This window comes from Stenotrophomonas sp. SMYL8, from assembly GCF_036320065.1.
Lineage (GTDB): Bacteria > Pseudomonadota > Gammaproteobacteria > Xanthomonadales > Xanthomonadaceae > Stenotrophomonas > Stenotrophomonas maltophilia_A.
Genome location: NZ_JAWIRR010000003.1, coordinates 111,479 through 135,958 on the forward strand (window position 1 = coordinate 111,479; position 24,480 = coordinate 135,958).

At 64.9% G+C, this 24,480-nt stretch carries 21 protein-coding genes and 3 tRNA genes; 5 read left to right on the forward strand and 19 right to left on the reverse strand.

The genetic code is table 11. The features are described 5' to 3' along the window. Positions 1–2: 2 nt before the first annotated feature. From V3B25_RS04310 to V3B25_RS04325, 4 genes are read right to left on the reverse strand one after another with little or no spacing between them, the layout of a single operon-like run. Entirely contained in the window at positions 3–665 is a 663-nt protein-coding gene (locus tag V3B25_RS04310; protein ID WP_019337175.1) for a MotA/TolQ/ExbB proton channel family protein, read from the reverse strand. Between the two features lie 3 nt (positions 666–668). Beyond that, the gene (locus tag V3B25_RS04315; RefSeq protein ID WP_329810174.1) at positions 669–3,068 is read right to left on the reverse strand and encodes a DNA internalization-related competence protein ComEC/Rec2; all 2,400 of its coding nucleotides are present in this window, start codon (positions 3,066–3,068) and stop codon (positions 669–671) included. A gap of 59 nt (positions 3,069–3,127) precedes the next feature. Continuing rightward, a complete protein-coding gene (locus V3B25_RS04320; protein WP_049399928.1) occupies positions 3,128–4,480 on the reverse strand; it encodes a HAMP domain-containing sensor histidine kinase in 1,353 nt (450 codons plus the stop codon). Between the two features lies 1 nt (position 4,481). After that, on the reverse strand, positions 4,482–5,153 hold the full coding sequence (locus V3B25_RS04325) for a response regulator transcription factor (RefSeq protein WP_032128900.1): 672 nt from the start codon (positions 5,151–5,153) through the stop codon (positions 4,482–4,484). Between the two features lie 145 nt (positions 5,154–5,298). Between V3B25_RS04325 and V3B25_RS04330 the strand changes: the two genes are divergently transcribed. Beyond that, the gene (locus V3B25_RS04330; protein ID WP_049412592.1) at positions 5,299–6,066 is read left to right on the forward strand and encodes a MipA/OmpV family protein; all 768 of its coding nucleotides are present in this window, start codon (positions 5,299–5,301) and stop codon (positions 6,064–6,066) included. A gap of 31 nt (positions 6,067–6,097) precedes the next feature. Then, positions 6,098–6,382: a hypothetical protein gene (locus tag V3B25_RS04335; RefSeq protein ID WP_032128898.1), complete on the forward strand. Its 285-nt coding sequence runs from the start codon at positions 6,098–6,100 to the stop codon at positions 6,380–6,382. A gap of 44 nt (positions 6,383–6,426) precedes the next feature. Here V3B25_RS04335 and V3B25_RS04340 read toward each other — a convergent pair whose 3' ends face one another. Then, positions 6,427–6,567, reverse strand: a complete 141-nt coding sequence (locus tag V3B25_RS04340) for a hypothetical protein (RefSeq protein ID WP_165929929.1) — start codon at positions 6,565–6,567, stop codon at positions 6,427–6,429. Between the two features lie 183 nt (positions 6,568–6,750). Here V3B25_RS04340 and V3B25_RS04345 point away from each other — a divergent pair, with 183 nt between their 5' ends. Then, on the forward strand, positions 6,751–7,083 hold the full coding sequence (locus tag V3B25_RS04345; protein WP_125893534.1) for a hypothetical protein: 333 nt from the start codon (positions 6,751–6,753) through the stop codon (positions 7,081–7,083). Positions 7,084–7,181: 98 nt separating this feature from the next. Here the strand turns inward: V3B25_RS04345 and V3B25_RS04350 are convergent. The 3 genes from V3B25_RS04350 to uvrB form a co-directional block, all read right to left on the reverse strand. Further along, positions 7,182–7,256 (reverse strand) — tRNA-Val (locus tag V3B25_RS04350). A 98-nt stretch (positions 7,257–7,354) separates the two neighbouring features. Further along, positions 7,355–7,429: transfer RNA gene (locus V3B25_RS04355), tRNA-Val, on the reverse strand. Between the two features lie 107 nt (positions 7,430–7,536). Then, positions 7,537–9,561, reverse strand: a complete 2,025-nt coding sequence (gene uvrB, locus V3B25_RS04360; RefSeq protein WP_032128896.1) for an excinuclease ABC subunit UvrB — start codon at positions 9,559–9,561, stop codon at positions 7,537–7,539. Positions 9,562–9,732: 171 nt separating this feature from the next. Between uvrB and V3B25_RS04365 the strand changes: the two genes are divergently transcribed. Next, positions 9,733–10,227 (forward strand): GspH/FimT family pseudopilin, encoded by a 495-nt coding sequence (locus V3B25_RS04365; RefSeq protein ID WP_032128895.1) that lies wholly within the window; start codon positions 9,733–9,735, stop codon positions 10,225–10,227. A gap of 53 nt (positions 10,228–10,280) precedes the next feature. Here the strand turns inward: V3B25_RS04365 and V3B25_RS04370 are convergent. The 11 genes from V3B25_RS04370 to grxD form a co-directional block, all read right to left on the reverse strand. Beyond that, positions 10,281–10,357, reverse strand: a tRNA-Asn gene (locus V3B25_RS04370). A 47-nt stretch (positions 10,358–10,404) separates the two neighbouring features. Further along, positions 10,405–10,812, reverse strand: coding sequence for a type IV pilin protein (locus V3B25_RS04375; RefSeq protein ID WP_032128894.1), 408 nt, complete (start codon positions 10,810–10,812; stop codon positions 10,405–10,407). Positions 10,813–10,835: 23 nt separating this feature from the next. After that, positions 10,836–14,594, reverse strand: a complete 3,759-nt coding sequence (locus V3B25_RS04380; RefSeq protein WP_329810176.1) for a PilC/PilY family type IV pilus protein — start codon at positions 14,592–14,594, stop codon at positions 10,836–10,838. Between the two features lie 13 nt (positions 14,595–14,607). After that, the gene (locus V3B25_RS04385; protein WP_154352204.1) at positions 14,608–15,129 is read right to left on the reverse strand and encodes a PilX N-terminal domain-containing pilus assembly protein; all 522 of its coding nucleotides are present in this window, start codon (positions 15,127–15,129) and stop codon (positions 14,608–14,610) included. A 5-nt stretch (positions 15,130–15,134) separates the two neighbouring features. Beyond that, positions 15,135–16,292 carry a PilW family protein gene (locus V3B25_RS04390; RefSeq protein WP_154352203.1) on the reverse strand — a complete coding sequence of 386 codons (1,158 nt, stop codon included), beginning with the start codon at positions 16,290–16,292 and terminating at the stop codon, positions 15,135–15,137. A gap of 8 nt (positions 16,293–16,300) precedes the next feature. Further along, positions 16,301–16,798: a type IV pilus modification protein PilV gene (gene pilV, locus V3B25_RS04395; protein ID WP_189719760.1), complete on the reverse strand. Its 498-nt coding sequence runs from the start codon at positions 16,796–16,798 to the stop codon at positions 16,301–16,303. After that, positions 16,795–17,310: a GspH/FimT family pseudopilin gene (locus V3B25_RS04400; RefSeq protein ID WP_032128889.1), complete on the reverse strand. Its 516-nt coding sequence runs from the start codon at positions 17,308–17,310 to the stop codon at positions 16,795–16,797. Before V3B25_RS04400 ends, pilV begins: the two co-directional genes overlap by 4 nt. A gap of 161 nt (positions 17,311–17,471) precedes the next feature. Then, a complete protein-coding gene (gene ppnN, locus V3B25_RS04405; RefSeq protein WP_049423248.1) occupies positions 17,472–18,860 on the reverse strand; it encodes a nucleotide 5'-monophosphate nucleosidase PpnN in 1,389 nt (462 codons plus the stop codon). Positions 18,861–19,112: 252 nt separating this feature from the next. Next, positions 19,113–22,361 carry a carboxypeptidase regulatory-like domain-containing protein gene (locus tag V3B25_RS04410; protein ID WP_080355423.1) on the reverse strand — a complete coding sequence of 1,083 codons (3,249 nt, stop codon included), beginning with the start codon at positions 22,359–22,361 and terminating at the stop codon, positions 19,113–19,115. A 232-nt stretch (positions 22,362–22,593) separates the two neighbouring features. After that, positions 22,594–23,370, reverse strand: coding sequence for an SDR family NAD(P)-dependent oxidoreductase (locus V3B25_RS04415; RefSeq protein WP_049423250.1), 777 nt, complete (start codon positions 23,368–23,370; stop codon positions 22,594–22,596). Next, entirely contained in the window at positions 23,367–23,687 is a 321-nt protein-coding gene (gene grxD / locus V3B25_RS04420) for a Grx4 family monothiol glutaredoxin (protein ID WP_005408852.1), read from the reverse strand. Before grxD ends, V3B25_RS04415 begins: the two co-directional genes overlap by 4 nt. A gap of 120 nt (positions 23,688–23,807) precedes the next feature. On the opposite strand from grxD, the gene V3B25_RS04425 reads away from it, so the two are divergent. Further along, entirely contained in the window at positions 23,808–24,386 is a 579-nt protein-coding gene (locus V3B25_RS04425) for a superoxide dismutase (protein ID WP_049423333.1), read from the forward strand. Positions 24,387–24,480 lie beyond the last annotated feature (94 nt).

Genomic DNA, 24,480 nt, shown 5'->3' on the forward strand with positions numbered 1-24,480 from the left:
GATCAGGCCTTCGCCGTGGCCGCGCCGGCCGGGCGCGTGGCAGCGGCAGGGTTCATCACGCCGGGGCGGCCATCCAGCGTATCCAGCAGCGCGCTGGCTTCCTGCTCCATCTCCACCACGTAGCCGTGGATGCGGCCCTTGAAGTAGCGGTGGAACATCAGTGCTGGAATGGCGACGATCATGCCGGTGGCGGTGCACACCAACGCCTTGCCGATACCACCGGCCAGCTGGTTTACATCACCCACACCATGGTCGAGGATGCCCAGGAACATCTGGATCATGCCGATCACCGTGCCCAGCAGGCCCAGCAGCGGCCCGGCCGATGCGATGGTGCCCAGCGCGTTGAGGAAACGCTCCATGCGGTGCACCAGGTGGCGGCCGGTGTCTTCGATGCGCTCGCGGATCTGGTCGCGCGGGCGGTTGCGTGCTTCCAGCGCGGCGGCCAGCAGCGCGCCCAGCGGCGAGTTCGCCCGCAGGGTCTGCAGGTGAGCCGGGTCGAGCTTGCCGCGTGCCGCCCAGTTGCGCACTTCCTGGCCGAGGCCGGGCGGCAGCACTTCAGTACGTCGCAGGGACCAGAAACGCTCCAGGATGATCGCCAAAGCCAGTACGCCCAACAGCAGCAGCGGCACCATCGGCCAGCCACCGGCCTTGACCAGTTCCCACACGTTTCAACCCTCCGGCCCAACGGCCGCTTGTTCGATCGGCGATAGGATAGCAGCCGACCGCGCCCGCCCAGCGGCATCCCACCACCGGGATGCGTGGATGCGCTGTTCACGCAGCTGCAGCCCTTGTGCGCCAAGCCATATGCGGATCGCCCCGGAATCGGCCGTGGCCAGCACCTCGGCCCCTTGCGCCTGCCAGCGCTGGACCACGTCCTGGCGGGGGTGCCCGAAGCGGTTGCGGTGCCCTGCCGAGACCACCGCCAGCCGTGGCGCCACGGCGGCCACCCACGGCGCGCTGGAGCTGCCGCCACTGCCATGGTGCGGCACCAGCACCACATCCGCCTTCAGCGCTGCCGGGTATGCCTTCAGCAGCGCCTGCTCGGCCGGGCGGCCGATATCGCCAGGCAGCAGGACCACGCCGTGACGGCTGGCGACGCGCAGCACGCAGCTGTCTTCATTCTCGGCCTGGCGGCTGCCCGGCGCCGGGTGCAGGACCTGGAAATCAACTCCGTCCCACTGCCACTGCATCCCTTGCTGGCAGGGCGCAGCGCCGGCGATGGTGCTGCCCGGTGGCGCCAGCAGCTGCAGCCCGGGCAGCTGCCTTCGCAGGCTCGGCAGGCTGCCGGTGTGATCAAGATGGTCATGGCTGAGCATCGCCCGCTGCGGCGGCCCCTGTCCGAGCGCGCGCAGGGCCGGGACCAGAATGCGTTCGTTGCCGTCGCCGCCGGTCGGCGGCCCCACGTCGTACCAGAGCGCGTGCCGCGCCGTACGCACCAGCACCGCGGCGCCCTGCCCTACGTCGTGCACCAGCAGCTCCAGTTCGCCTTCAGCCGGTGCATGCCGGGCGGGCCACAGCAGCGGCAGGCACAGCAGCAGGCCTGCCAGGCCACCGCCAGCGCCGCGTGGCAGCAGCCACCAGAACACCCCCGCCACTGCCGCCGGCACCGCCCAGCGCGGTGCCTCGGCCAGCCACCACATCGCCTGCGGGTGCAGCGCCAACGGCTGCAGGGCCTGCCAGCTGAGCTCGAACAGCCAGGCGGCGGCGCGCCATGCCCAGCGCCCGGCGCCATCATGCAACGCGTGCAGGCCGGTACCCAGCAGCGACAACGGCACCACCAGCAGGGTCCACCACGGAATGATCGGCAGATTGACCAGCGGCCCCAAGCGCGCGGTGCCGCCGAACAGGGCCACGCACAGCGGCAACAGGCCGAGGCTGGCCACGCCCTGGGCGGCCAGAAAGCCGCGCAGGCCCCCACCGACGCCGTCCGGCCCGGTTCGTGGAAGGCACCACAGCAGCCACAGCACTCCCCCAAAGCTGAGCCAGAAGCCGGCCGACAGCACCGACAGCGGCGCCGGCAGCAGCATCACCATCGCGGCCAGGGCCAGCCCCTGCCCCGCGCCCACCGGACGACGTCCGGCACGGGCCAGTGCCACCAACCCGATCATCAGCGCCGCACGCACCGTTGGCAGCGCGCCGCCGGCGGCCACGGCATAGGCAGCTGCGGCCAGCGCCGCGCCCCATGCCGCTGCCTGCGGCCGTGGCCAGTACCGTCCCAGCACTGGGCACAGCCACCACGACACGCGGCACAGCAGCACGCCGAAACCCGCCACCACGCCCACGTGAAACCCGGAAATGGCGACCAGATGGGTCAGGCCCAGCGCGCGCAGGTGTTCCCAGTCGGCATCGGACAGGCCGCGGGTGTCGCCCAGGGCCAAGGCCTGCACGAATCGCGCGGCAGGATGTGCCACCTGCGTGGCGATGGCATCACTGCTGCGCTCGCGCCAGGCCGGCAGGCCCTGCGCAGGCGCGCGCTCACGCGCAGCGCCGGGGTCGCGCACCGTGCCATTGCCGGAAATACCGCGCAGCAATGCATGGCGTTCGCCGTCGAAGCCGCCAGGATTGATCCGCGAGCGTGGCGCGCGCACGCGCAACGACAACTGCCAATGTGATCCCGCACGAACCGCGTGGCGCCCGCCCTCCGCCTGGTGCGCTGGCGATCCGCGCCACGGGTCGTTCCAGGTGACCTGCAGGCGCTTTCCACGCAGCACTGGCGGCGCATCGGTCTCATCCACGTGCAGCACGAAACGCGTGTAGCCGGGCCCTCTCTGCGGGAGATCGGCCACCCGCCCGCGCACCCGCACATCCTGCGGCGGCGCGTCGGGTGGAAGCTGGTCGTGCAAGGCCCATTGCCCGTGCACTGTTGCCCATGCCAGGCCGAGCATGACTGCAGCCCACGCGCGGCCGCGCCAGCGCAGCAGCCAGCCCGCGACGCCGGCAACGGCCATCGGCGCACTCAGCGACAACGGCAGCAGCGCCGGCATCTGCACGCAGACCAGCGCGCCCAGCACCAGGCCGGCGGCGCAGCCGGGGCCAAACAGTGCCGGAGCGGAACGTTCGGGGACCATTCCAGCAGCCTGCCGAGGGACGTGGCAGGTTGCCTATCGGGGATTTCCCCGCGTGGCTGTCAGCGCCGGACGGTGCCGCGATGGAAGTTGACCCGGAAACTGGCGCCACCGCCGGCAGCTTCGCCGACACTGACCGAACCGCCGTGATGCTGCACGATTTCCTTCACCAGATGCAGGCCCAGGCCACTACCGCTACCCGCTGCGCGCAGACGATGGAACGGCTCGAAGATCGCTTCACGGTCGCCCACCGGAATACCGGCGCCCTGGTCGCTGACCTCCAGCAGGCCACGTGCATCCAGGCGCACGCAGATGGTGCCGCGTCCGCCGCCGTGGACGATGGCGTTGTGCACCAGATTGGCGATCACCCGCCCCAGCGCCAGGCTGTCGCCATGGATCCACACTGGCATCTCGGGTGCATCCACTTCGAAGCCGTAACCGGCACCCACCACCAGCGGCGCCAGATCGGCGGCCGCTTCGCGCACCAGCAACGCCAGATCCAGCCGCTGCAGTGCGCCGACATTACGATCAAGTCGCTGCAGGTCGAGCAGGTGCTCGGCAACGTTACCGAGCCGCGCCACGTCGGTCAGCAGCTGCGACTTCAGCTCGCCCTGCGGCAACTGCGACAGGCGCGCCTGCACCACTGCAATCGGCACCCGCAGTTCGTGCGCGGCATCGGCGAGGAACTTGTCACGCGCGGCATACCCCTGCTGCACCTTGTCGATCGCGTCGTTGAAGGCTTCCACCAGCGGTGCGACCTCGGTCGACACCAGCTGCGCATCCAGACGCGCCCCCGGCTGGCCGATATCCAGCTCCTTGGCCTGTTGTGCGGAGCGGCGCACGCCGCGCATCGCGCGGTGGATCACGGTCGGCATGACCAGCAGCGTGATCACGATCAGCGGCAGGAAAAACCACAGCCCGATCAGGCGCAGCACCATCAGCGCACCGTCCAGCAACCCGCCCTTCGGCGCCCCACCCACCATCACCGTGATGCGCCGCCCGTCCTCCTTGCGGATCATGACCCGCGCCACGTCCAGGTACGGCGGCACCAGCGAGCCGAGTTCGGTGGCACCCAGCGTCGGCAGGCGCGCGAGCAGCGGGGCGTGGATCGCCGGAATCGTGCCGCGTTCCAGCCAGACACCCTTGTCGTCGACCGCCGCGAACCAGAGGTTGCCCCCGGCCTCGGCGTCGAGCTTGTTCCAGCGCGCCTGGTCCAGCACCAACCGCCCGCCTTCACTGTGCACGGCCTTGGCCACGGCTTCAGCCATGAACATGTCCATGCCCCAGGTGTCCTTGTCGCCCCAGGTCAGGATCAGCGCAACAACGGCGAACAGCACGGTGAAGGCCTGCGCCAGGAACAACCGCCAGGCCAACCCCAGCGTGATGGAACGGATCGGACGTGTCGGACGCGCCATCTCAGGCCTCCGCCAGCAGGTAGCCGACGCCCCGGATCACATGGATTTCAACGCCCGCCCCGGCCTGCTGCAGCGCCTTGCGCAGCTTGGAAATGTGCGCATCGAGCGCATTGGACTGGATCTCATCGTCGAAGCCGTACACCGCGGCCTCCAGTGCCGTGCGGGTGACCGTGCGCCCCTGGCGCATCGCCAGTGCCTGCAGTACCAGCACCTGGCGCCGCGGCAGCGCCAGCGGTTGGCCCTCCACCTGTGCCTGCAGCGATTCGAAGTCGAATTCCAGCCGGCCCAGATGCAGGCTCGGTGTCACCATCGCCGAGGGCCGCCGCGAGACAGCACGGATCCGCGCCATCAGCTCCTCGATCGCCACCGGCTTCACCAGGTAGTCGTCGGCACCGACATCCAGGCCCTCGACCTTGTCCGACAACCTGCCCTTGGCCGTCAGCATGATCACCGCCAGGTTCGGGCGCAGCGCGCGTGCGGTGGCGACGAAAGCCACGCCATCGCCATCGGGCAGCTGACGGTCCAGCAGCATCAGCTGATGCACCGGCTCGCGCAGCGCAACCGCGGCTTCGGCCAGGCTGCCGACCACGTCGGCGACCACGCCCTGCCGCTCCAGGCCCGACTGCAGGGCTCGGGACAGATCGGGATCGTCTTCGACCAGGAGAATGCGCATCAGGGGCTCGGCTACCGGAAACGGTGCCGATCATAGTGCCTGGCGCCAGGTTTGGGCGTCTTCGTGTGCCAGTTGCGAAGGCGCAATGTTCTGACAATGTTGTACCCGCACCATGCACAGCCATCCCCCGCAAAGTGGTTGATCGATGCCGTCGCTGTCCCCGACCCTGCTGCGCCCGTTGCTGTTCTCCGCTGCCATCGGCCTGCCGTTGATCACCCACGCCGCCGACCGGAACCCGGGCGTGCAGGCCGGTATCAGTGCCGGCGCGACCTCGGGGGCGTACGCCCACTACGACGTCAAGCCGCTGGTCGTACCGTCCATTGCCTGGCAGGGCGAGCGCTTCTTCGCCAGCCCGGGCTCGCTGGGCATGTACCTGTACAAGCGCGAGGGCCTGCGCCTGTCGGCGGCAGTCACGCCCTACACGCTGCGCTTCAAGACCGACGACGTGAACGATCCGCAGCTGCGTCGCCTGCACAGCCGGCAGATGTCGGCCATGGCCGGCATCAACGGTGAGTACAGCGCCGACTGGGGCATCGTCGAGGCCAGCGTGATGCGCGAGGTCACCGGGCACGGAGGTGGCATGGAGTCGCGCCTGCACTACAGCTATCCGATCCAGGCCGGTCGCTTCACCTGGGTGCCCAAGGTCGGCGTGGTGCACTCCAGTGCGCGCCTGCTCGACTACTACTACGGCATCACCGACGAAGAAGCGCTGCGCTCGGGACTTGCCGCCTACAACCCGGGCAGCGCGACATCACCGAGCCTGCAGATCGCAGTCAGCACGCCCTTGGGCACGAAGTGGCGCGCGACCGGCGTCGTCGCCAACCAGTGGTTCGGCGATGCAGTAAAGGACAGCCCGATGGCCCGTCGCGGTACACAGACGTCGGCCTTCGTTTCCCTGATGCGCTCGTTCTGATCGAGCGCCCGCAACGGACAAGGACCCCCCCATGGCCTCCGTCTCCCCTGCTGCTGAAGCGCACGCGATCCTGCGTGCCCCCGACCTGGACAGCGCCGAGCGCGTCTACCTGGGGCTGCTGCCCGACCTGGAACACGTGAACGCGCTGACGCGCCGCGCACTGGGCCTTTCGCGTGCTGCCGATGCGGCACGCGGCTACGCGTTGTCGATGACGCTGGTGGGATTGCGCCTGCAGGAACTGGAGATGGGCGAAGCGACCGCAAAGGAACATCGCCAGGCCACGCTGCGCAGCCTGCGCCAGGCCTTCAGCGCCTGAGCGCAGGCCAGCGACGCCGCCGCTGCCGCAGGCAGCGGGAAGACTCAGCGGAACGTGGTCCACGCCAGCACTGCCGCCAGCAGGGCCACCCAGATCACCGCCTTGAAGGTACCCTCCAGCATGTTGCCGCCGAACAGCAGTTCGATGATGGGATTGGGCCGGGAAACCGGAACGTGATCACTCATGCGGCAGCTCCTTGCAGTGACGGCGCGATTGCGCGGTAGACCGGAGTCTACGCCTGCACGGCCCGGATTCATCGCCCCCCCGGCCGTCTTTGGCGGTTCAATTCCGGCCTTCGTCGCAGGCCGGCTGCAGCACCCCACATGTCATGCCAGCCTGCGTGCACTTTCCCGCTGGAGCACCGTGCCATGCCGATGCTTGCCCTGATGCTGCTGCTCTCCAGCCTGTTCGGCGCTGGCAACGGGCCCACTGAAGAGGCCCTTCGCAGCCAGATCCTGCTTGCCGAAACCCAGCAGCCGGACGTCGTACGACAGGATTGCGGTTCGCCCTCCCTGCTGCTTTACCGGCTGCGCCAGGACCGGGTCCTGAGGCTGGCCAACCAGCCCCTGCAACACGAACCCGGCGTTGCCCAGCCCACGCGTGGTGCGACGGTTCGCGTCGCCCAGCTCTGGGAGCGCGTGGACGGTCACTGGAAGCTGCAGCGGATGATCAGCGTCGAAGACCTGGTCGTGCAACGCTGACCATGTGGAACCGTGATCGATGCCTGAAACGAGAAAAGCCGGCACAAGGCCGGCTTCCGTCGTGATCCACCGCTGCACCGGCAATGCCGGGAGCCAGGTGGTGGGCGGTACAGGGTTCGAACCTGTGACCCCTACCATGTCAAGGTAGTGCTCTACCGCTGAGCTAACCGCCCATCTTGTTCTTGCCGCCCGAAAGCTGGCCTTGCTACGTAAAAACCCGGCGCCAGGGCCGGGCTTTGCAGTTCACGACAGCCCCCTTCCAGGGACTTCGTGGTGGGCGGTACAGGGTTCGAACCTGTGACCCCTACCATGTCAAGGTAGTGCTCTACCGCTGAGCTAACCGCCCGTTTTTGCTTCTGAACGTCCGCGATTGCGTCGGTGCAGGCCGCGTATATTACGGATGCCGGCCGTGAAGCGCAACACTTTTGTGAAGAAGATGCTGCACTGCCGCGTTCAGCCCAGACTCGCTTCCTTCAGCTGCCGGATCTGGTCACGCACGCGGGCGGCATCCTCGAATTCCAGGTCCTTGGCGTGCTGGTACATCTGCTGCTCCAGCGCCTTGAGACGGGACGCCAGCTGGGCCGGGCTGAGCGATCGATAGTCACTCCCCTCCTCGGCAACGCCGGGCCTGCCCTTGCCCTTGCCCTTCTTTGCTTCCTTCTCGGCCGCATCGGAGCGCGCGCCTTCCAGCACGTCGGTGATCGGACGCGCCACCGAGCGCGGCACGATGCCGTGCTGCTCGTTGTACTCGACCTGCTTGGCGCGACGGCGGTCGGTCTCGTCGATCGCCGCCTGCATCGAACGGGTGATCTTGTCCGCATACAGGATCGCCTTGCCACGCACGTTGCGGGCGGCACGGCCGATGGTCTGGATCAGCGAGCCGGTCGAGCGCAGGAAGCCCTCCTTGTCGGCATCCAGGATCGCCACGAGGGACACCTCGGGCATGTCCAGGCCCTCGCGCAGCAGGTTGATGCCCACCAGCACATCGAACTTGCCCAGGCGCAGGTCGCGGATGATCTCCACGCGCTCGACCGTGTCCACGTCCGAGTGCAGGTAGCGCACGCGGATGCCGTGCTCGGTCAGGTACTCGGTGAGATTCTCGGCCATGCGCTTGGTCAGCGTCGTGACCAGCACCCGGTCACCGGCCTTGATGCGCGCGTTGGCCTCGCTCATCAGGTCGTCAACCTGGGTGCCGACCGGGCGGATCTCCACCACCGGGTCGATCAGGCCGGTGGGGCGTACGACCAGTTCAGTGATCTCGTCACCGGCTTCGCGGTACTCATAGGGGCCTGGCGTGGCCGACACATAGATGCTGCGCGGGCAGCGCTCTTCCCACTCCTCGAAGCGCAGCGGCCGGTTGTCCAGCGCCGAGGGCAGCCGGAACCCGAACTCGACCAGCGTCTCCTTGCGCGAACGGTCGCCCTTGAACATGGCACCGATCTGCGGAATGGTCACGTGCGATTCGTCGATCACCAGCAGCGCGTCGGCCGGCAGGTAGTCGAACAATGTCGGCGGCGGTTCGCCGGCGTTCTTGCCGGTCAGGTGCCGGGAGTAGTTCTCGATGCCGTTGCAGTAGCCGACCTCGGCCATCATTTCCAGATCGAACTGGGTGCGCTGCGCCAGGCGCTGCGCCTCCACCAGCTTGTTCTGCGCGTACAGCTGCTCCAGACGCTCCTTCAGCTCGACCTTGATCGTCTCGATCGCCGCCAGCACACGCTCGCGCGTGGTGGCGTAATGGGTCTTCGGGTAGACCGTGAAGCGCTGCATGTTGCGCAGCGTCTCGCCGGTGAGCGGATCGAACAACGTGATCTTCTCGACCTCGCCATCAAACAGCTCCAGGCGCAGCGCCTCGCTGTCCGACTCGGCCGGGAACACGTCGATGACTTCACCACGCACGCGGAAGGTACCGCGCTGCAGCTCGTATTCGTTGCGCGTGTACTGCAGCTGGGTGAGGTGGTTGATCAGGTCGCGCTGGTCGATGCGCTCGCCCTTGGACAGGATCAGGCGCAGCGACAGGTAGTCTTCCGGCGCGCCCAGGCCGTAGATCGCCGACACTGTCGCCACCACGATCGCGTCCGGGCGCGACAGCAGGGTCTTGGTCGCCGCCAGCCGCATCTGCTCGATGTGCTCGTTGATCGAACTGTCCTTCTCGATGAAGGTGTCCGACGATGGCACGTAGGCTTCCGGCTGGTAGTAGTCGTAGTAGCTGACGAAGTACTCCACCGCGTTGTGCGGGAAGAACGCCTTGAACTCACCATATAGCTGCGCCGCCAGCGTCTTGTTCGGCGCCATGATCAGCGTCGGCTTCTGCACGTTCTGGATGACGTTGGCGATGGTGTAGGTCTTGCCCGAGCCGGTGACGCCCAGCAGGGTCTGCTTGGCGATGCCCGCTTCGAAGTTGCTGGTCAGCTTCGCGATGGCATCAGGCTGGTCGCCCGCCGGCGAGTACGGCGAGACGAGTTCAAAACGGTCGCTCATGATGGTGCCAGTTCCCGGGAGTAGTGAGTATACGGGGCATGGAGTGACGGCCCGCTGAGGGGTTTTCGGGCAGATGAGCGCGGCGATGCCTGATGGCGGCGCCTGCGCTGGACAAGGGAGGCTGGACCCATGCGCCACCTCCCCTTCCCCAGCCCTACCGCACCGCGAGGCATGCATCTGGTCGAACTGTTGGCGGTCGTGGCGGTGATGGCCGTGCTACTGGCGGCCGGCTGGCCCTCCCTGCAGTCCCTGCTGCTGCGGCAGCGCGCCGATGCCCTGCAATTGAGCCTGCATGCGGGTCTTTCCAGTGCTCGCAGCGAAGCCCTGAGGCGGCGCGAGCTGATCGGCGTGTGCGCCAGCGACGATGGACTGCACTGCATCAGCGACTGGAGCATCGGCTGGATCGTCTACCGGAGCGGCACCCGCCGAGGATCGCCGTCATCATCCGACATGGTATTGACACACCAGCGCGGGCGTTCCGACGTCCTGATCCTGGCCCAGGCGAGCAGTGGCCGCCCGCAACTGTTTTTCCAGGCCGATGGGCGGAGCCCTGGTGCCAATCTGACCCTGCGCATCTGCGCCGGCAGCCGCCTGCATGGCAAGCTGATTGTCAACAATGGCGGGCGCACACGCAGTGAACGCACGGACCGCAACATGCCCTGCTGAACATCCACGCAAGAAAAACAAAAGCCGCGATTTCTCGCGGCTTTTGCAGTATCTGGCGCCCGAAGTTGGACTCGAACCAACGACCCCCTGATTAACAGTCAAGTGCTCTAACCGGCTGAGCTATTCGGGCGGGGAGGCGCATTGTACTGACCGTTTACCGGAAGATCAACACCTGACTTACCAACAGTCCGAAAGGGCCGCTTCGGCTGTCTTGCGGTTGGCCTGGTCCAGGCTCAGCTTGCCGCAGCTGTCCTTGGTCTGCGTGCCCTGCGGCGTGGCGGTGATCGTGAAGGTTGTGCCGTCCCCCTTGTACGCCAGGTTGTAGCGGGCCGTACCACCTTCGCGTGGCGAGACCTTGCTGGGCAACGCAAATCCGGAATAGGAATTGTTGCTTGAGTGGTAGCGCTCGGCACGCTGCGCATACTCGGCCATGTCCGCCTTTACAACTGCTCGATGCGATCGCCTCACGTAGCTCTGATAGGAGGGAATCGCGATTGCCGCCAGGATGCCGATGACGATCACCACGATCATCAGCTCGATCAGCGTGAAGCCGGCCGCACGACGAGGCGAGGAGACAGCAAACATGTGATGGGTTCCTTGCATCGGAATCATTGCAGCTGGCGCCAGGACTGGCGACCGCAGGGATAGGGCAGATACAGCGATTGGCTGCCGGCGGCGCCCACCACCATCCAGCACGAGCTGCCCCCGGGCGGGCCCTCCTTGCCGGTGCCAAGACGCGGCAACACTGACAGCGATACGTCCCTGATCGGGGCAGTGCCCTCGCTCTTCAGCAGAATACCTGCCGTGCCCGCTGCTGGCTTTTCACCCTTGGGCGATCCGGCCCGGACATTCTCCAGCGCGGCCGCGCCGGTCAGCGACGAGAGACCAAACAGCCAGTTCGAACCACTCGTCGAGCAACCCACGGATTCCAGATTGGGGACATACGTAGGCAGGAACATGATGCCGCTGACGAGCAATGGGTTGCCGACGAACCGCTCTCCATTGGTTGTGGGAAGACTGACCATCCAGCCACGCGCATTGGCAGGCGCAGTACCTGCAACGATCTTGCGCGCCTCCGCGCCGGTTGCTGGTGTGGCGGCCGTGTAGGGGACGAGATTGGAAGCCGTCAACGTCGTCGCAACGCTCTTTCCAGCAAGGTCGTTGACCGCATACAGCGCCTGCTGTGTCTTGTCGTCCTTGTCCGAGTAGAACGAGAAGCTGCCCGTACCGAAGTACAGCATCACGCCACCAGACGGCCCGGTCGCTGCCGTCATGCCGCCGGTGATGGGCTGGCGATAATTGCGCCCGCCCGCATCCTGGCTGACCTGGGTGGTAAACACGGGAGTCGACAACGCGGTGTCCTTGCCGTCGGTCAGATCGAACTTCCAGACCGCACCTCGCTGGTCGGCTGCATAGACGGTGTCCGCCAGCCCATCCCGGCCACGCACGTTCTGGTTATCGCCTCGCCAACGATCCACCACCACAACGTTGCCCAGGCCATTGTCACCACTGATACCGTTTGCAGCAGTTCCTTCAGCCGCCTCGATCATCCGTGCACTGCCAGTGGCCATGTCGACCACGAACAGCACTGCCTTGCGACTGAAACTGTTGTAGCCGTTGCCGAAGATCGCCTTCCAGGCAATGCCGTTGCCTTCCTTTACAGGAACGATTACTGGCTTGCCCAGCACAAACCCGATGTTGTTGCGCACGTTCTCGGGCAACGACGCATTGATGTCATTGATTTCCCACAACACTTCGCCGGTGCCGAAGGAACCCGGAGCACTCACATCCAATCCGAACACTGAGCGACCGCCCGCACCGGCGGTGCCGACCAGCGCTGTCTGCCACGTGCTTCCATTCAAAATGTCGGAGACCGTGATCGGTCCATCGACGTAATAGCGATGACGGAAGGTCTGGTCCTTGCTGTCCGGCTTGAAGGGGAACAACAGGTTTGCCATGTGGCCCAGTGCAGTTGCGGGAATATAGGCGAAGCTCTCGGTGCCACCGCTGCTGTCCATCTCACCCGAGGCACCCATACCACCGTCGAAGGCATGCAACATGCCGTCGTTCGCGCCCACGTACACCATGTAGCGACGGCCCTTCGCCTTGGTATCGAGATACTTGGCGTAGCTGACCGCATAGCTTCCACCAAGCTGGCGATAGCCATAGTCGTCAATCGGCGAACTCACCACGGGTGCCGATGTGACGATGTCACCCAGCGGTGTCGCGCGGTCACGGTACTTGCCACCGTTGCGCTTTTCCATCGATGCATCCGCCTTCAGATAGCGGATGGCCGTGCTCAGGTCAGCATCAATGTCCTTCAACTTATCCTGGCTGCACACCAGCATCGTGGCGTACTTGCCATCCGGCTTGCTGCACAAGTCGGTCAGGCTGATCGTACCCGCCCCAAAGTCGACGACGGTGCCCGCCTTGTTGGCGACAATGCGACGACCACTCGAGGACAGCTTGGCGGACGCCTCCCAGGCCTCATTGAACACAGCGACCTGTTCACCAGTGATCCTGACGGTCGAAGCCTTGAGCTTGCTCGACCAGTCGGTCGCACCATTGCGGATGTCGTAGCTGGGCGTAACCGACAGCGAGCCTGCACCAATGCGGGCGCCGGTCATGCCCAGTGTTCCAGACGGTGACTTGCCGGCAGTGATTGATTCCAGCACCCGGCGCATTGCAACCGTCACGTCATTGGGCGTCTGCGCATTGATGAACTCACCGCGGCTGTTCAGCGCGGCGTGCCAGATTTCGTCGACAACCGTGCCATCGTCAACCTTTGCAGGATCTGGATTGCTGTTCCAATCAGGAGGATTCTTGAAAGGGTCCGCAGTCGCAGCGGGATTGACACCATAGATGCGCCCTTGCGCACCCAGGGTCACGCCGTAGAAGTTCATATGCAGGTCAGTCTGGCAATCCAGCCGCTTCCAGTCTGCACTGCTCTTGTCCAGTGACGCGCAGCGCTCATCCACCGGCACCTGGCCCTTTGCGAATCCGGTACCCGAACGCAGCGGGGTCTTGCTACCGGAATAATAGGCGGCCGTGATGTCCGCCATGGTATTGCTGTAACCATCCGCGAATGGAACGCTGGGAAGATCGGTGGTATTGACCCCATCGGCATTGCCAAACGTTCCATTCGGCACATTACCGGAGTTGGTGTAGCCGTCAGTAAACAACATGCCACCATTGCGCTGGCACGCCCGCATCACCGGCGCGCCATCATCAGTACGTCGGAACTGTTCTGCCAGGTACTCCACCGCGCGACGGTTGGGCGTGCCGCTGATCGGCTTCAGGCCGTATATCTGCTCGTACAGATCGCTTCGATTGGTCACCAGATCATGCATCTTCACGTCTTTCAGGACATTGATCGTGAAGTAGCCCACGCGCATGTTGTCGACGCCATACAGAGCCTCCGTCGATGCACCGATGATGGCGAGCGTGCGATTGCGGTGATACTGGAACCAGTTGGCGAAGTTCTGGATCGCCAGACCGTACGCCCCGTCGATATTGTAGTTTTCGCTCTTGATCTGGTAACGACGAAGATTGCACTTTGGACCACAAGCACCTGCGATCACCGGGCGATTGGCATCGTCGCTCTTGTAGCCATAGGGAGCGGGCGCATTCTCTGGAAGATAGAACGTCGCCGGGAAGTACTTCACACCATACTGAACCGCGGAGCTGATATCCCGCGCAGCCGTACGCCAGCTGCCGCTCCGGTAATACTCGTTACCGGTGCCGGCGAGATTCGGAATCCGCATTCCGTCAACGAACTGGAAACCCTCTGAACTCGACTCACGGGTCGCCAGCATGTTGTACAACTGAAGATTGCCCGCAAATCCGGCGCGAGGGTCAACGCGCACCTTGTCAAGGACTGCGTCGGCCCAGCGTGTCCCGTCAGCCTTTATCCATGGCTTATAGGTGACAGCAGGGTTGTAATAGCTCGCATTGTAGACGTGCGAACGTGCGAACCCGAAGATGTCCAATGGCGGAATCGCACGGCCGTACGAATAGCGTTCGTTGTAATCGGAATGTGGATACAGATAAAGATAGCAATCGACCGAGCTGCTCGTGCAATCACGGCCAACACTGTAGAAGCTGCCATCATTGTTGAAGAAGCTGCCCGTTGACGAGTTGAAGATCAGACGCCCATCGCCCCCTGGAAACATGCGCTCAAAGGTCATCGAGTTGGAGTCGTCTACCGCCATGATGAACGCCGGCGGCGTCTGCACCTGAACGTTCATCGGCTCCTGGGCCAACACCCCCTGCGCCTGTGCCGCCATCAGCGTATGCACCAGATAGCCGCCGGCGGCCAGGACGGCAAGGCCAACGCCTGCCAGGATTCTGCGATTGCGCGTGTTCATGGGCTCCCCAGCCTCACAGCTTGAATACGGTATCGACCGCCGAACGCGACGTCGCGTCGGAAGTCGTATCACTGGCATACGTCGTGATCTGGTAAACCGGCGTTGCTGTCTCCAGTGGCTTTCCCATGTCCAGCGCCCCCTCTCCCTGGATGCAGCCCTGGATCTGCCGGACCTTCACCGCCGGCTTGCTGCCCAGCTTGGTCTTGGCCACCCAGTCGGACGGATCGAAACCATCGTCGCAGCGTTGATCGATGTCGGCGGAACTGACCATCGGGTTGTCACCCGCTGACTGTCGGTTGGCGATTTTCTCGACTGCATTTTCCGCCCCACGCGCAGCCCCCTCGGCGTTCTGGAACGCCAAGCTACCAGCGCGGTAGCCCGATGCCATGCGCTCCTGCATGCCTGCCACCTGCATGCCTATCACTCCCAGCAGGGCCAGCAGAATCAACAGGATCAGCGAAATGTACAGCACCGCACCACGCTCGCGGGCAGGACCAGAAAAGGGGCGGCGCGAAAAGCGAGTGATTGGTCGCATGGTCGTCAGTTCCCGAACAGGCGGTTGCGGAGCGCAACGGAGACTTCATAGGCCCCGCGATGACGCTGGTCATAGGGATCACCCGGCGCGATGGTCACCCCGAGCACTCCAAGATAGTTGTCGGCCGCACCCGGTGCTTCGGCCGAAGCACGCTGCGGACTCCTGGACAGCAGACCGACCTGCACCATGCCGACACGTCGCCACGCGGCGGTTGCCGTTGCATCGGTAGCGGTACTGACACTACTGGCTACGCGCTGATCGACGATCCGCCCAGTCGGCGGCGTGGCCAGGGCGATATCGGTCGTCGCATCCAGGCCATACAGGACCTGCATGTTCTCGATGCCCTCCACCAGCTCCTCGCCCGTGCCATAACCACCTGCGCCATTGGCACGTGCCCTGAACAGCGATGGCTCGTTGTTGCCGTTGGTCGCGATGTAGTACACCAGGCCATCGGCGCGGTACAGCATGGTCATTGCGTTGTTGACCGAGTAACCCGTCAGGTCGACCTTGTCCACCTTTACCGTAGAACCTGTGATGGCGCCTGAGAACACGTCGGCGCGGGTGCAATCTGCAAGCGCGAATACGGTGGGAGTACCCGCGGCATTGGCCTTGAGACGCGCCATGCCGTCGCTGGACACGGTCAACGTGGTAGCGGTGCCGTCCACGCTTGCCGAGGCAAGCACGGCTCCCTCCGGGCTCAGCAGCCGCAACACGAGAATGTCGCTGCCGGGCAGCGGCTTCGGCTTCAGATCGGTGATGCTCTTGGGCACCGAGCCTGCGGCACTCCATGCCCGGCCCAGGGTCAGGGTGTTGGTCGGCGCGGTGCCGGCAGCTTCATAGCCCTGTACCGGTACAGAGAAGTCCAGAGGATCACCGCTGCCGGAAGCGATTCCCAGGTTGTAGCGGACATCGCCCGTGTTCTTGATCACATGTGCCTGGTCGTTCACGCAGCCGAAGTGCCCGGCCATACGCAGGTCACGCTGCAGGAAATCCAACGCGAAACGGGCATTCTCCTGGGTCCGGGCAGCGCCCTCGGACAGGCGCGAAGCCGCGCGGGACGCAATGAATATCTGGGTGATACCCAGCATCAACACCAGGCCGATGACCATGGCGATCATCAGTTCGATCAGCGACAAGCCGCGGATTCGCGAAGACGGACTCATGGGCACGTTCACAGGAAAGTGGTCAAGCCAAAGGTGGTCAGGCTGTCGGGATTCTCGGGGTCCCAGCGCTGGTCTCCCCACGTGATCGCGACGCTTACCTGACCGGTACTCTGGGTGAACTTCACCTCCGCGCTGGCCTTTTCGCCAAGCGTTTTGACGACCTCGCACTGCCATCGCGCGACATTGGTCTTCGGTGTCACCGCGGCACCGGTTGGCCAGGCGCACGCGCCCTTCGCGGTCACCGAGCCGGCCGAGAACGAAGCGGCGGAGTAAGCACCTCCGGCCAGGGTATCGGTGCGCTGGGCACGCATCAGTTCGATCAGGTCATTGGCCAGATTGGTGGCCTGGGTACGATAATTCGCGCTCTGCACAAAGCGGACATTGGTGGTCTGCAGCAAGGCGAAGCCCAGCAGGCCGAACGCCAGGATCAGCATGGCCACCATCACCTCGATCAGGCTGAAACCACCCTGCGAAGAACGCGGGCCGGCAAGCTTGCGTCGGCTCATGAGCAGGTCCCCTTGGTCGCCCGGACCTGACCGGACTGGTTGATCGTCAATGTACTCTTGGGCTCACCGGTCTTGCAGGTATCCGGCGACAGCACCAGCGTCTGGTCCGCAGCCGCCCTGCGACGGCCGCGACCGTCGAACGCGATGGTCGCACCCGCGGGCCCCACCACACTCAACTGCGGGTTGCCCTGCGAAAACCGCAACACGGTATCGGTGCCCCCCAACTGGCCATCTCCATCGAGATCCGACCAGGCCAGGACACCCTTGGACCATTCGCCATCGCAACCGGTGCCATCGGTACTGCCACAGACACCACCACCACGGCTGTTGCGGATGCCTTCGCCTCTCGCCAGGCCTGTCAGGGCAATCAGTTCATTGTTGGCGGTTGCCAGGCGGTTCGAGCGGATCATTCCGCGGAAACTGGGATAGGCGATCGACGCCAAGATCACGAAGACGGTCAACGTGACCATCAACTCGATCAATGTAAAGCCGTTTTGCCGGCGCAAAGACATTGGACGCTCCCCAGCGTGTTGATGGCCACGATGGGCCATCGCCCTGCCACCGGCAAGCGGCGGCAGGATGAACGGTCATTCCGGGGCGACGGGCGTCAAGGCCTTGACGACCCGCCCTCCCCTGCCTGTACCGGCGCGATCCCCATCGCGCCGGCGCAGACTCAGGCCAGCACCTGATAGCAGGGCTGGTATTCGCCGGAGATCTTCATCCGGCGCTGTTCGACGAAGGCGCGCAGAAGCGCGTCCAGGGCCTGCATCATGTCCGGGTCACCGTGGATCTGGAACGGCCCGAACTGCTCGATGCGGCGCATGCCGTCTTCCTTCACGTTGCCGGCAACGATGCCCGAGAACGCCCGGCGCAGGTCGGCCGCCAGCGCGTGCGGGGCACGTCCGTGGTGCAGGTCCAGCGCGGCCATTGCCTCGTGGGTCGGCACGAACGGCTGCTGGTACTCCCACGGAATCTCGATCGACCAGTTGAAGAAGAACGAGTCCTTCTGTGCCAGGCGGTACTCACGCACGCGCTTGATGCCGTTGGCCATCTTCTTTGCCACCGCCACCGGGTCGCCGATGACGATCTCGTAGCGCTCGGCGGCTGCATCGCCCAGGGTCAGGCGGATGAAGCGATCGATCTGCTCGAAGTACGGCGCTGCCACCGTCGGGCCGGTCAGGATCAGCGGGAACGGCAGGTCCTTGTTTTCCTCGCGCAGCAGGATGCCGAGCAGGTACAGGATTTCCTCGGCGGTGCCGACGCCACCGGCGAACACGATGATGCCGTGGCCGATGCGGACGAAGGCCTCAAGGCGCTTCTCGATGTCCGGCATGATCACCAGGTGGTTGACGATCGGGTTCGGCGACTCGGCCGCGATGATGCCCGGCTCGGTCAGGCCGATATAGCGCGTCACGGTGCGGCGCTGCTTGGCGTGGGCAATGGTGGCGCCCTTCATCGGGCCCTTCATCGCGCCTGGGCCGCAGCCGGTGCAGATGTCCAGACCGCGCAAGCCCAGCTCGTAGCCCACCTGCTTGGTGTACAGGTATTCGTCGCGCGAGATCGAATGGCCACCCCAGCACACGACCAGGTTCGGGTCGCCCGGGTTGAGGATGCGTGCGTTGCGCAGCAGGCCGAATACCGCGTTGGTGATGCCTTCGGACGACTCCAGTTCGGCCGCGTAGGCCGGGCCCATCTCGATGGCCATGTAGGCCAGGTCACGCACCACCGCGAACAGCAGTTCGGCGACACCGCGGATGATCTCGCCGTCGACAAAGGCCATTGCCGGCGCATTGACCAGGTCGATACGCACGCCGCGATCCTGCTGCGCCACCTGGATGTCGAAATCGGGATACAGATCGCGCGCCGCGCGCGGATCGTCAGAGGCACTGCCGCTGGTCAGCACGGCCAGCGCGCATCGGCGCAGCAGCTCGTGCATGCCGCCCGCAGATGCATCGCGCAGGCGAGCCACTTCGGCCCGCGACAGCACATCCAGCCCACCGCGCGGGTAGATCCGCGCGTCCTGCACCGGCAATGCACGGGCTGATTTTTCGTTCGTGGTCATGTCCAATTTTTCGCTTCCTTCAAGGTTTCCGACTGTACTGCCGCCCCCTTAAAAAGCAAAACGGCCGGGAAGCCCGACCGTTGGATGTGTGCTTCCCGCGTTCGCCTTTCCGGGACCGCATCGGCGGCGTTGGCACCGCGCACATTTCCGGATGCTACGCCGATGCCAGGTGACCTGCAAGGACTTTCGCATGAACGGAAAACGGCCGGGTTTCCCCGGCCGTTTTCACTTACTGCTTCAGGCTCTGATGGATCAGAACTTGTACTTCACGGTCAGCTGCATCGACCAGCGCGACACGGCGGTGTTGCCCTTGTCGTTGTTGTTTTCCTGGACCGAGGAATCATCCGCACCGGTGAACGAGTACACGTACTTGCCGGTGGCCGGATCGATACCTGCGAAGTTGCCCACGCGACGGGTGGCGTAGAAGCCGTAGTCGTCGATCAGGCCCCACTTCTTGTTGAGCAGGTTGCCGACATTCATGATGTCCAGCGCGATTTCACCCTTGTGGGTCTTCGCGAAGCCCGGGAACTCCTGGCTGATGCGGACATCGAAGCTGTTGACCCACTTGGCGCGGTGCTGGTTGGCCGGCACGGTGCTGCCACGGTAAGCATCGAGTTCCGGATTCTGCGCCAGCCAGTCGAAGAACTTCTTCTCCATGTCTGCGCCGCCAACAAACAGCACGTCGCCCGGGCCCTTCGGCACGTAGAACAGGTCGTTGCCGATCGCGCTGTCGCCGTTGGCATCGTTGTAGAACACGTAGCTGTACGGACGGCCCGAACGGCCTTCATAGAACAGGCCGACGCGGGTGGCGTTGTCACCGAAGAAGTTGTGCTTCCACTCCAGAGTACCGGTGATACGGTCCTTGATCGCATAGCGCGAGTTGTACGCGATGTTCTCGTTGGCGTTCAGGATCTGGGTGTTGTTCCAGTTCGAGGTGTTCTGCGAGCTGGTCAGCGGGCTCACTTCCTTCGACTGGGTGTAGGTGTAACCCAGCGACCAGCCCCAGTTCTCGGTCAGCGGCTTGGCCAGCGAGAAGGTCGCCTGGCTGCCACGGCCCTTGTTGGTGTTGCGCAGGAGCAGCACGTCGCCGATGTTGTTCGGGCGGTAGTTGCGGTTCAGCACGCCGTTGGTGCCGTTCTCCATGCCCAGGTTGTCGCCGCTGCGGTTGTCGATCTTGCTGTTGGCCTGGTTCAGGCCCTTGTCGTTCCAGTAGATCTCACGACCGTCCTGTGCGGACACGAAGGTCGGGCCATTGCCCTTGCCATCGGTCAGGTCCAGGCGTTCGAAGTACAGGCCATCCTTGACCTTGGTGAACAGCAGTTCGGCCGATGCCACGATGCCGTACCACGGCAGTTCGTGATCGAAGGCCAGGTTGGCCTTCCACACCGACGGCAGGCGGGTGCCCGGGTTGATGATGTCGACGTTCTGGCGCGCAACGATACGCGACGGGTCCGGAATGAACGGATTGTCGGCATCGACGCTGAAGCCACCCGGATTACCCGGAACGTTGTACTCGACGTAGTTCAGGCCGGTGTTCTGGTAAGCACCTGCCAGCCACACGTTCGGGGCAGCGCCGCCGAACAGGCCCACGCCGCCTCGCAGCTGGGTCGGGCGATCGCTGTCGAAGGTGTAGTTGAAGCCGACACGCGGCTGGATCAGGCTCTTGTCCACCAGCTTGGTGTTGTTGTAACCATACAGCGTCTGGATGTCGGCGTTGTACTTGGTCTGGCTGGTGAAGTCCGGGATGTCCACGCGGACGCCGAACATCAGGCTCAGGTTGTAGTTGACCGCCCAGGTATCCTGGATGAACAGACCGGTATTCTTCAGATGGAACTTGGCCGGAATGTCATCCAGGCTGCCGCCCGGACGCGGAACGCGCAGCTGGTAGCCGTTCGCGGTGCCCTTCAGGAACGAGGCCAGGTCACGGAAGTCATACGCGCCGTACAGGTTGCGGCCGTAGAAGTTCATCAGGTCGTTGTCGGTGTAATCGAAACCGAACTTGATGGTGTGGTCACCGACGTACCAGGTACCGGCACCGAAGGCGCTCAGTTCCTTCGATTCGACCAGGTTGGTGTGGGTGTTCTGCTCGGTACCCAGGTACAGCGAGTTGTTGCCGAAACGGACGCGCATCTGCGGCAGGTGCGAGGCAGCGACACGGTTGGACGAGTAGTCCTTGTGCGAGATCTTGAACTCGGTCGAGAAGTTCTCGGACCAGTCGCTGAACAACTCACCCATCCAGGTTTCGTACTGGGTCGGCTGGGTGTACCAGAAATCGCTCAGCGAGAGTGCGCTGCTGCTGACCTGCGGGAAGCGGACGACGTCCTGCTTCATCTTGTTGTAGCGCAGGGCCGCACGGTGGTTCTCGTTGATGTTCCAGTCCAGCTTGACCGCGTACTCTTCGATCTCGGTCTTGTTGTTCAGGTCGCTGACGCTACCCACCGGATGACCCAGTTCCGCCATGCGCTTCTGCACGGCCGAGATGTCGGCGTCGCTGATGCCACCCTTCGCCGGATCCTTGTTGTACGGGCTTTCGCTCAGGCTGACGCCGCCACCGCTACGCTCGTACTTTTCGTAGTTGGTGAAGAAGAACAGCTTGTCCTTGACGATCGGGCCGCCGAAGGTCATGCCGTAGGTCTTCTCGTCCTTGAAGCCGTTGAAGTCCGTACGATCACCTTCCAGACGCGAACGGACCATGTCCTTGTCGCGGTACGAACCGTACACGGTGCCGTGGAATTCATTGGTACCCGACTTGGTCACGGCGTTGATCACCGCACCCGTACCACCAGCGATGGTGGTGTCGTAGTTGGCCAGGTCGATGTTGATTTCCTGGATGGCGTCCATCGACACCGGCTGACGCTCGGTCGGCAGGTTGTTGGAGCCCAGGCCGAACGGATCGGAGGCGCTGATGCCGTCGATGCGGATGGCGTTGTAACGGGTGTTCTGGCCACCGGCCGAGATCGCGCCGTCAGCCTTGCTGACCTGCGAGATGCGCGGATCCAGGCGGATGTAGTCCTGGATGTTGCGGTTGGCCGACGGCAGCGCGTCCATCGTTTCGCGCGTCACGTTGGTGCCGCTGCCCATCTTGGTGGCGCTGAACAGGTCCAGGCCGCCGGCGGTGGCGACAACGTTCACGGCGTCCAGGTTGGTCGCGGCCAGGTCACCGCCCAGATTGGCGTTGACCGTGTTGACCTGGTTCAGGTTCAGGAAGACACCTTCTTCGGTCTTGGTGCCTTCACCGGACTTGGTGATGGTGATGGTGTACGGGCCACCCACGCGCAGGCCGCGCGCGTTGTAGCGACCCGACGCATCGGTGGTGGCACGCGAAACGGTGCCCGACTCGGTGTGGGTGATGGTGACTTCAGCGCCGACCACAGGCTGGCCTGCGGCGGACATCACCTGGCCGCCGACACCGGCAGAGGTGCTCTGGGCGAAGGCGGGAGCGGCGGCGAGCGCAGCCACGAGACCAAGGGTGAGCTTGGACATCCGGAGTGGGTGGGTCATTTTTCGGTAGCCTCGATGCGAGTTGGCGATGGCGGAAAAAAAGCGCATCCAAACAGCCCTGCGGGTGGCTGGTCGGACATTTATCTGGGGTTCCCTACCGCTTGGCTGAAGGAAGCCACAACGGTTAACACTAGATTAACACGCTACGCCATCAATGTGACGGTTGTGCGACAAACGGCACCCGATCGCAACGCAATCGTGACGGGTTCTTCACTCCGCCTTTCCCTAGCACTCACTCGGCCGGGAACGCCCCGCTGGCATCGAGAATCCGGCCGCGCCAGGTGGCGCCAGCACCGGACAACAGGGTCACGGCCGCAGCGGCGGCGGCCTCCGGGCCTTGGGCGGCCGGGTCCTGGTCTACGGAATACGCCCGGGCCCGCAGGGCTGTGCGCAGTGGGCCGGGGTACAGGCCACTGACGCGTACCGGGCTGCGGCCGAGTTCGTCGTGCAGGCTGGCGATCAGGCCACGCAGGCCATGCTGGGCCACACCGTAACCGCCCCAGTAAGCCTGCCCGACCCGGTCGGGGGCATCGACCGCAAACACCAGCGCCGCATCTTCGCGCTGCCGCAGCAGTGGCAGGCAGGCCTGGGCCAGCCAGGCCGGCGCGGTCAAGGTAACGTGCACCGCGCGGGCGAAACTGGCTGGGTCAGCCAGCTCGAACGGGGTCAGGCCCGGGAAGTGGGCGGCACAGACCAGCAGGCCGTCCAGCCGCCCCAGCTCGCGCTGCAGGGCCTGGGCCAGCTCGGCATAGTCGTCGGGGCCTGCGCCTTCCAGATCCAACGGGTACAGCAGGGGTTCCGGGCCGACAGCCTGCACCTGGGCGTAGACACGGTCCAGGCGGCGCGGCTTGCGGCCCAGCAGGACCACGGTGGCGCCGGCCGCTGCGGCCGCAACGGCCGCCGCACTGCCCAAGCCACCGCCGGCGCCTGCAACCAGCACCACGCGATCCTGCAACGGGCGGCCATCGAGCGCCCCGTCGGTCGGTGACGTCGATGGCCAGGCACTCATCCCTGGGTTGCCTCTTCGACGATGCGCTTGAGCTCGCCGGCTTCGAACAGCTCCAGCACGATGTCGCAGCCGCCGATCAACTCACCGTTGATGAACAGCTGCGGGAAGGTCGGGAGGTTGGAAAAGCGCGGCAGGTTGGCGCGGATCTCGGGCTCTTCCAGCACGTTGACGGTGCGCAGGGTGACCGCGCCGGCCGCCATCAATGCCTGTACGGCGCGGCTGGAGAAGCCGCACATCGGGTATTGCGGGGTGCCCTTCATGAACAGCACGAGCGGGTAACGATCGACCTCGGCCTGGATTTGCTGCATTACCGCCACAACCACACTCCTTGCTTCGCCGGACAAACCGACCGTGATGGTCGGCTAGACTGCCCACGGTAGCCGCCATTGTAAGCGGATGGAACCGGCTGCCGCCGCCCCCTGGCCACGAACCTGTCCATGCCTGTCGAATTGCCTGCCCTGCCCTACCTTCCCGGCTCCCTGCAGCCGCACCTGTCCGCACAGACCGTGGAACTGCATCACGGCCGCCACCATCGCGCCTATGTGGATGCGGTCAATGCCGGCATCCTCGGCACCGAGTGGGAGGAAGCGTCGCTGGAAGAGATCGTCCGCCACGCCCAGGGCACGCTGTTCGATGCCGCCGCACAGGCCTGGAACCATGGCTTCTACTGGCAGTGCCTGCGCCCGCGCGGCGGCGGTGAGCCGCAGGGGCGGCTGGGCGAGCTGGTCAAGCGCCAGTTCGGCGACGTGCAGCGCCTGCGCGAGGAATTCAACCGCACCGCACTGGGCCTGTTCGGCTCGGGCTGGGTGTGGCTGGTGCAGCATCCGGGCGGGCAGCTGGGCCTGCAGGCCACCCGCAACGCCGGCACGCCATTGACCGGCGAAAGCACCCCGCTCCTGTGCTGCGACGTATGGGAGCACGCTTACTACACCGACTACCAGAATGATCGCGCGCGCTATCTGGACGCGTTCTGGCAGATGGTCAACTGGGAATTCGCCGAAAGCCAGCTGCGCTGAGGCAGCGGCTCCGCCACGGGGTAGTGCCGGCCGCTGGCCGGCCGCCCCACACCCCCCCCACCCAGAACCCACAGCCCGCCCCCGGCCCGCCCCC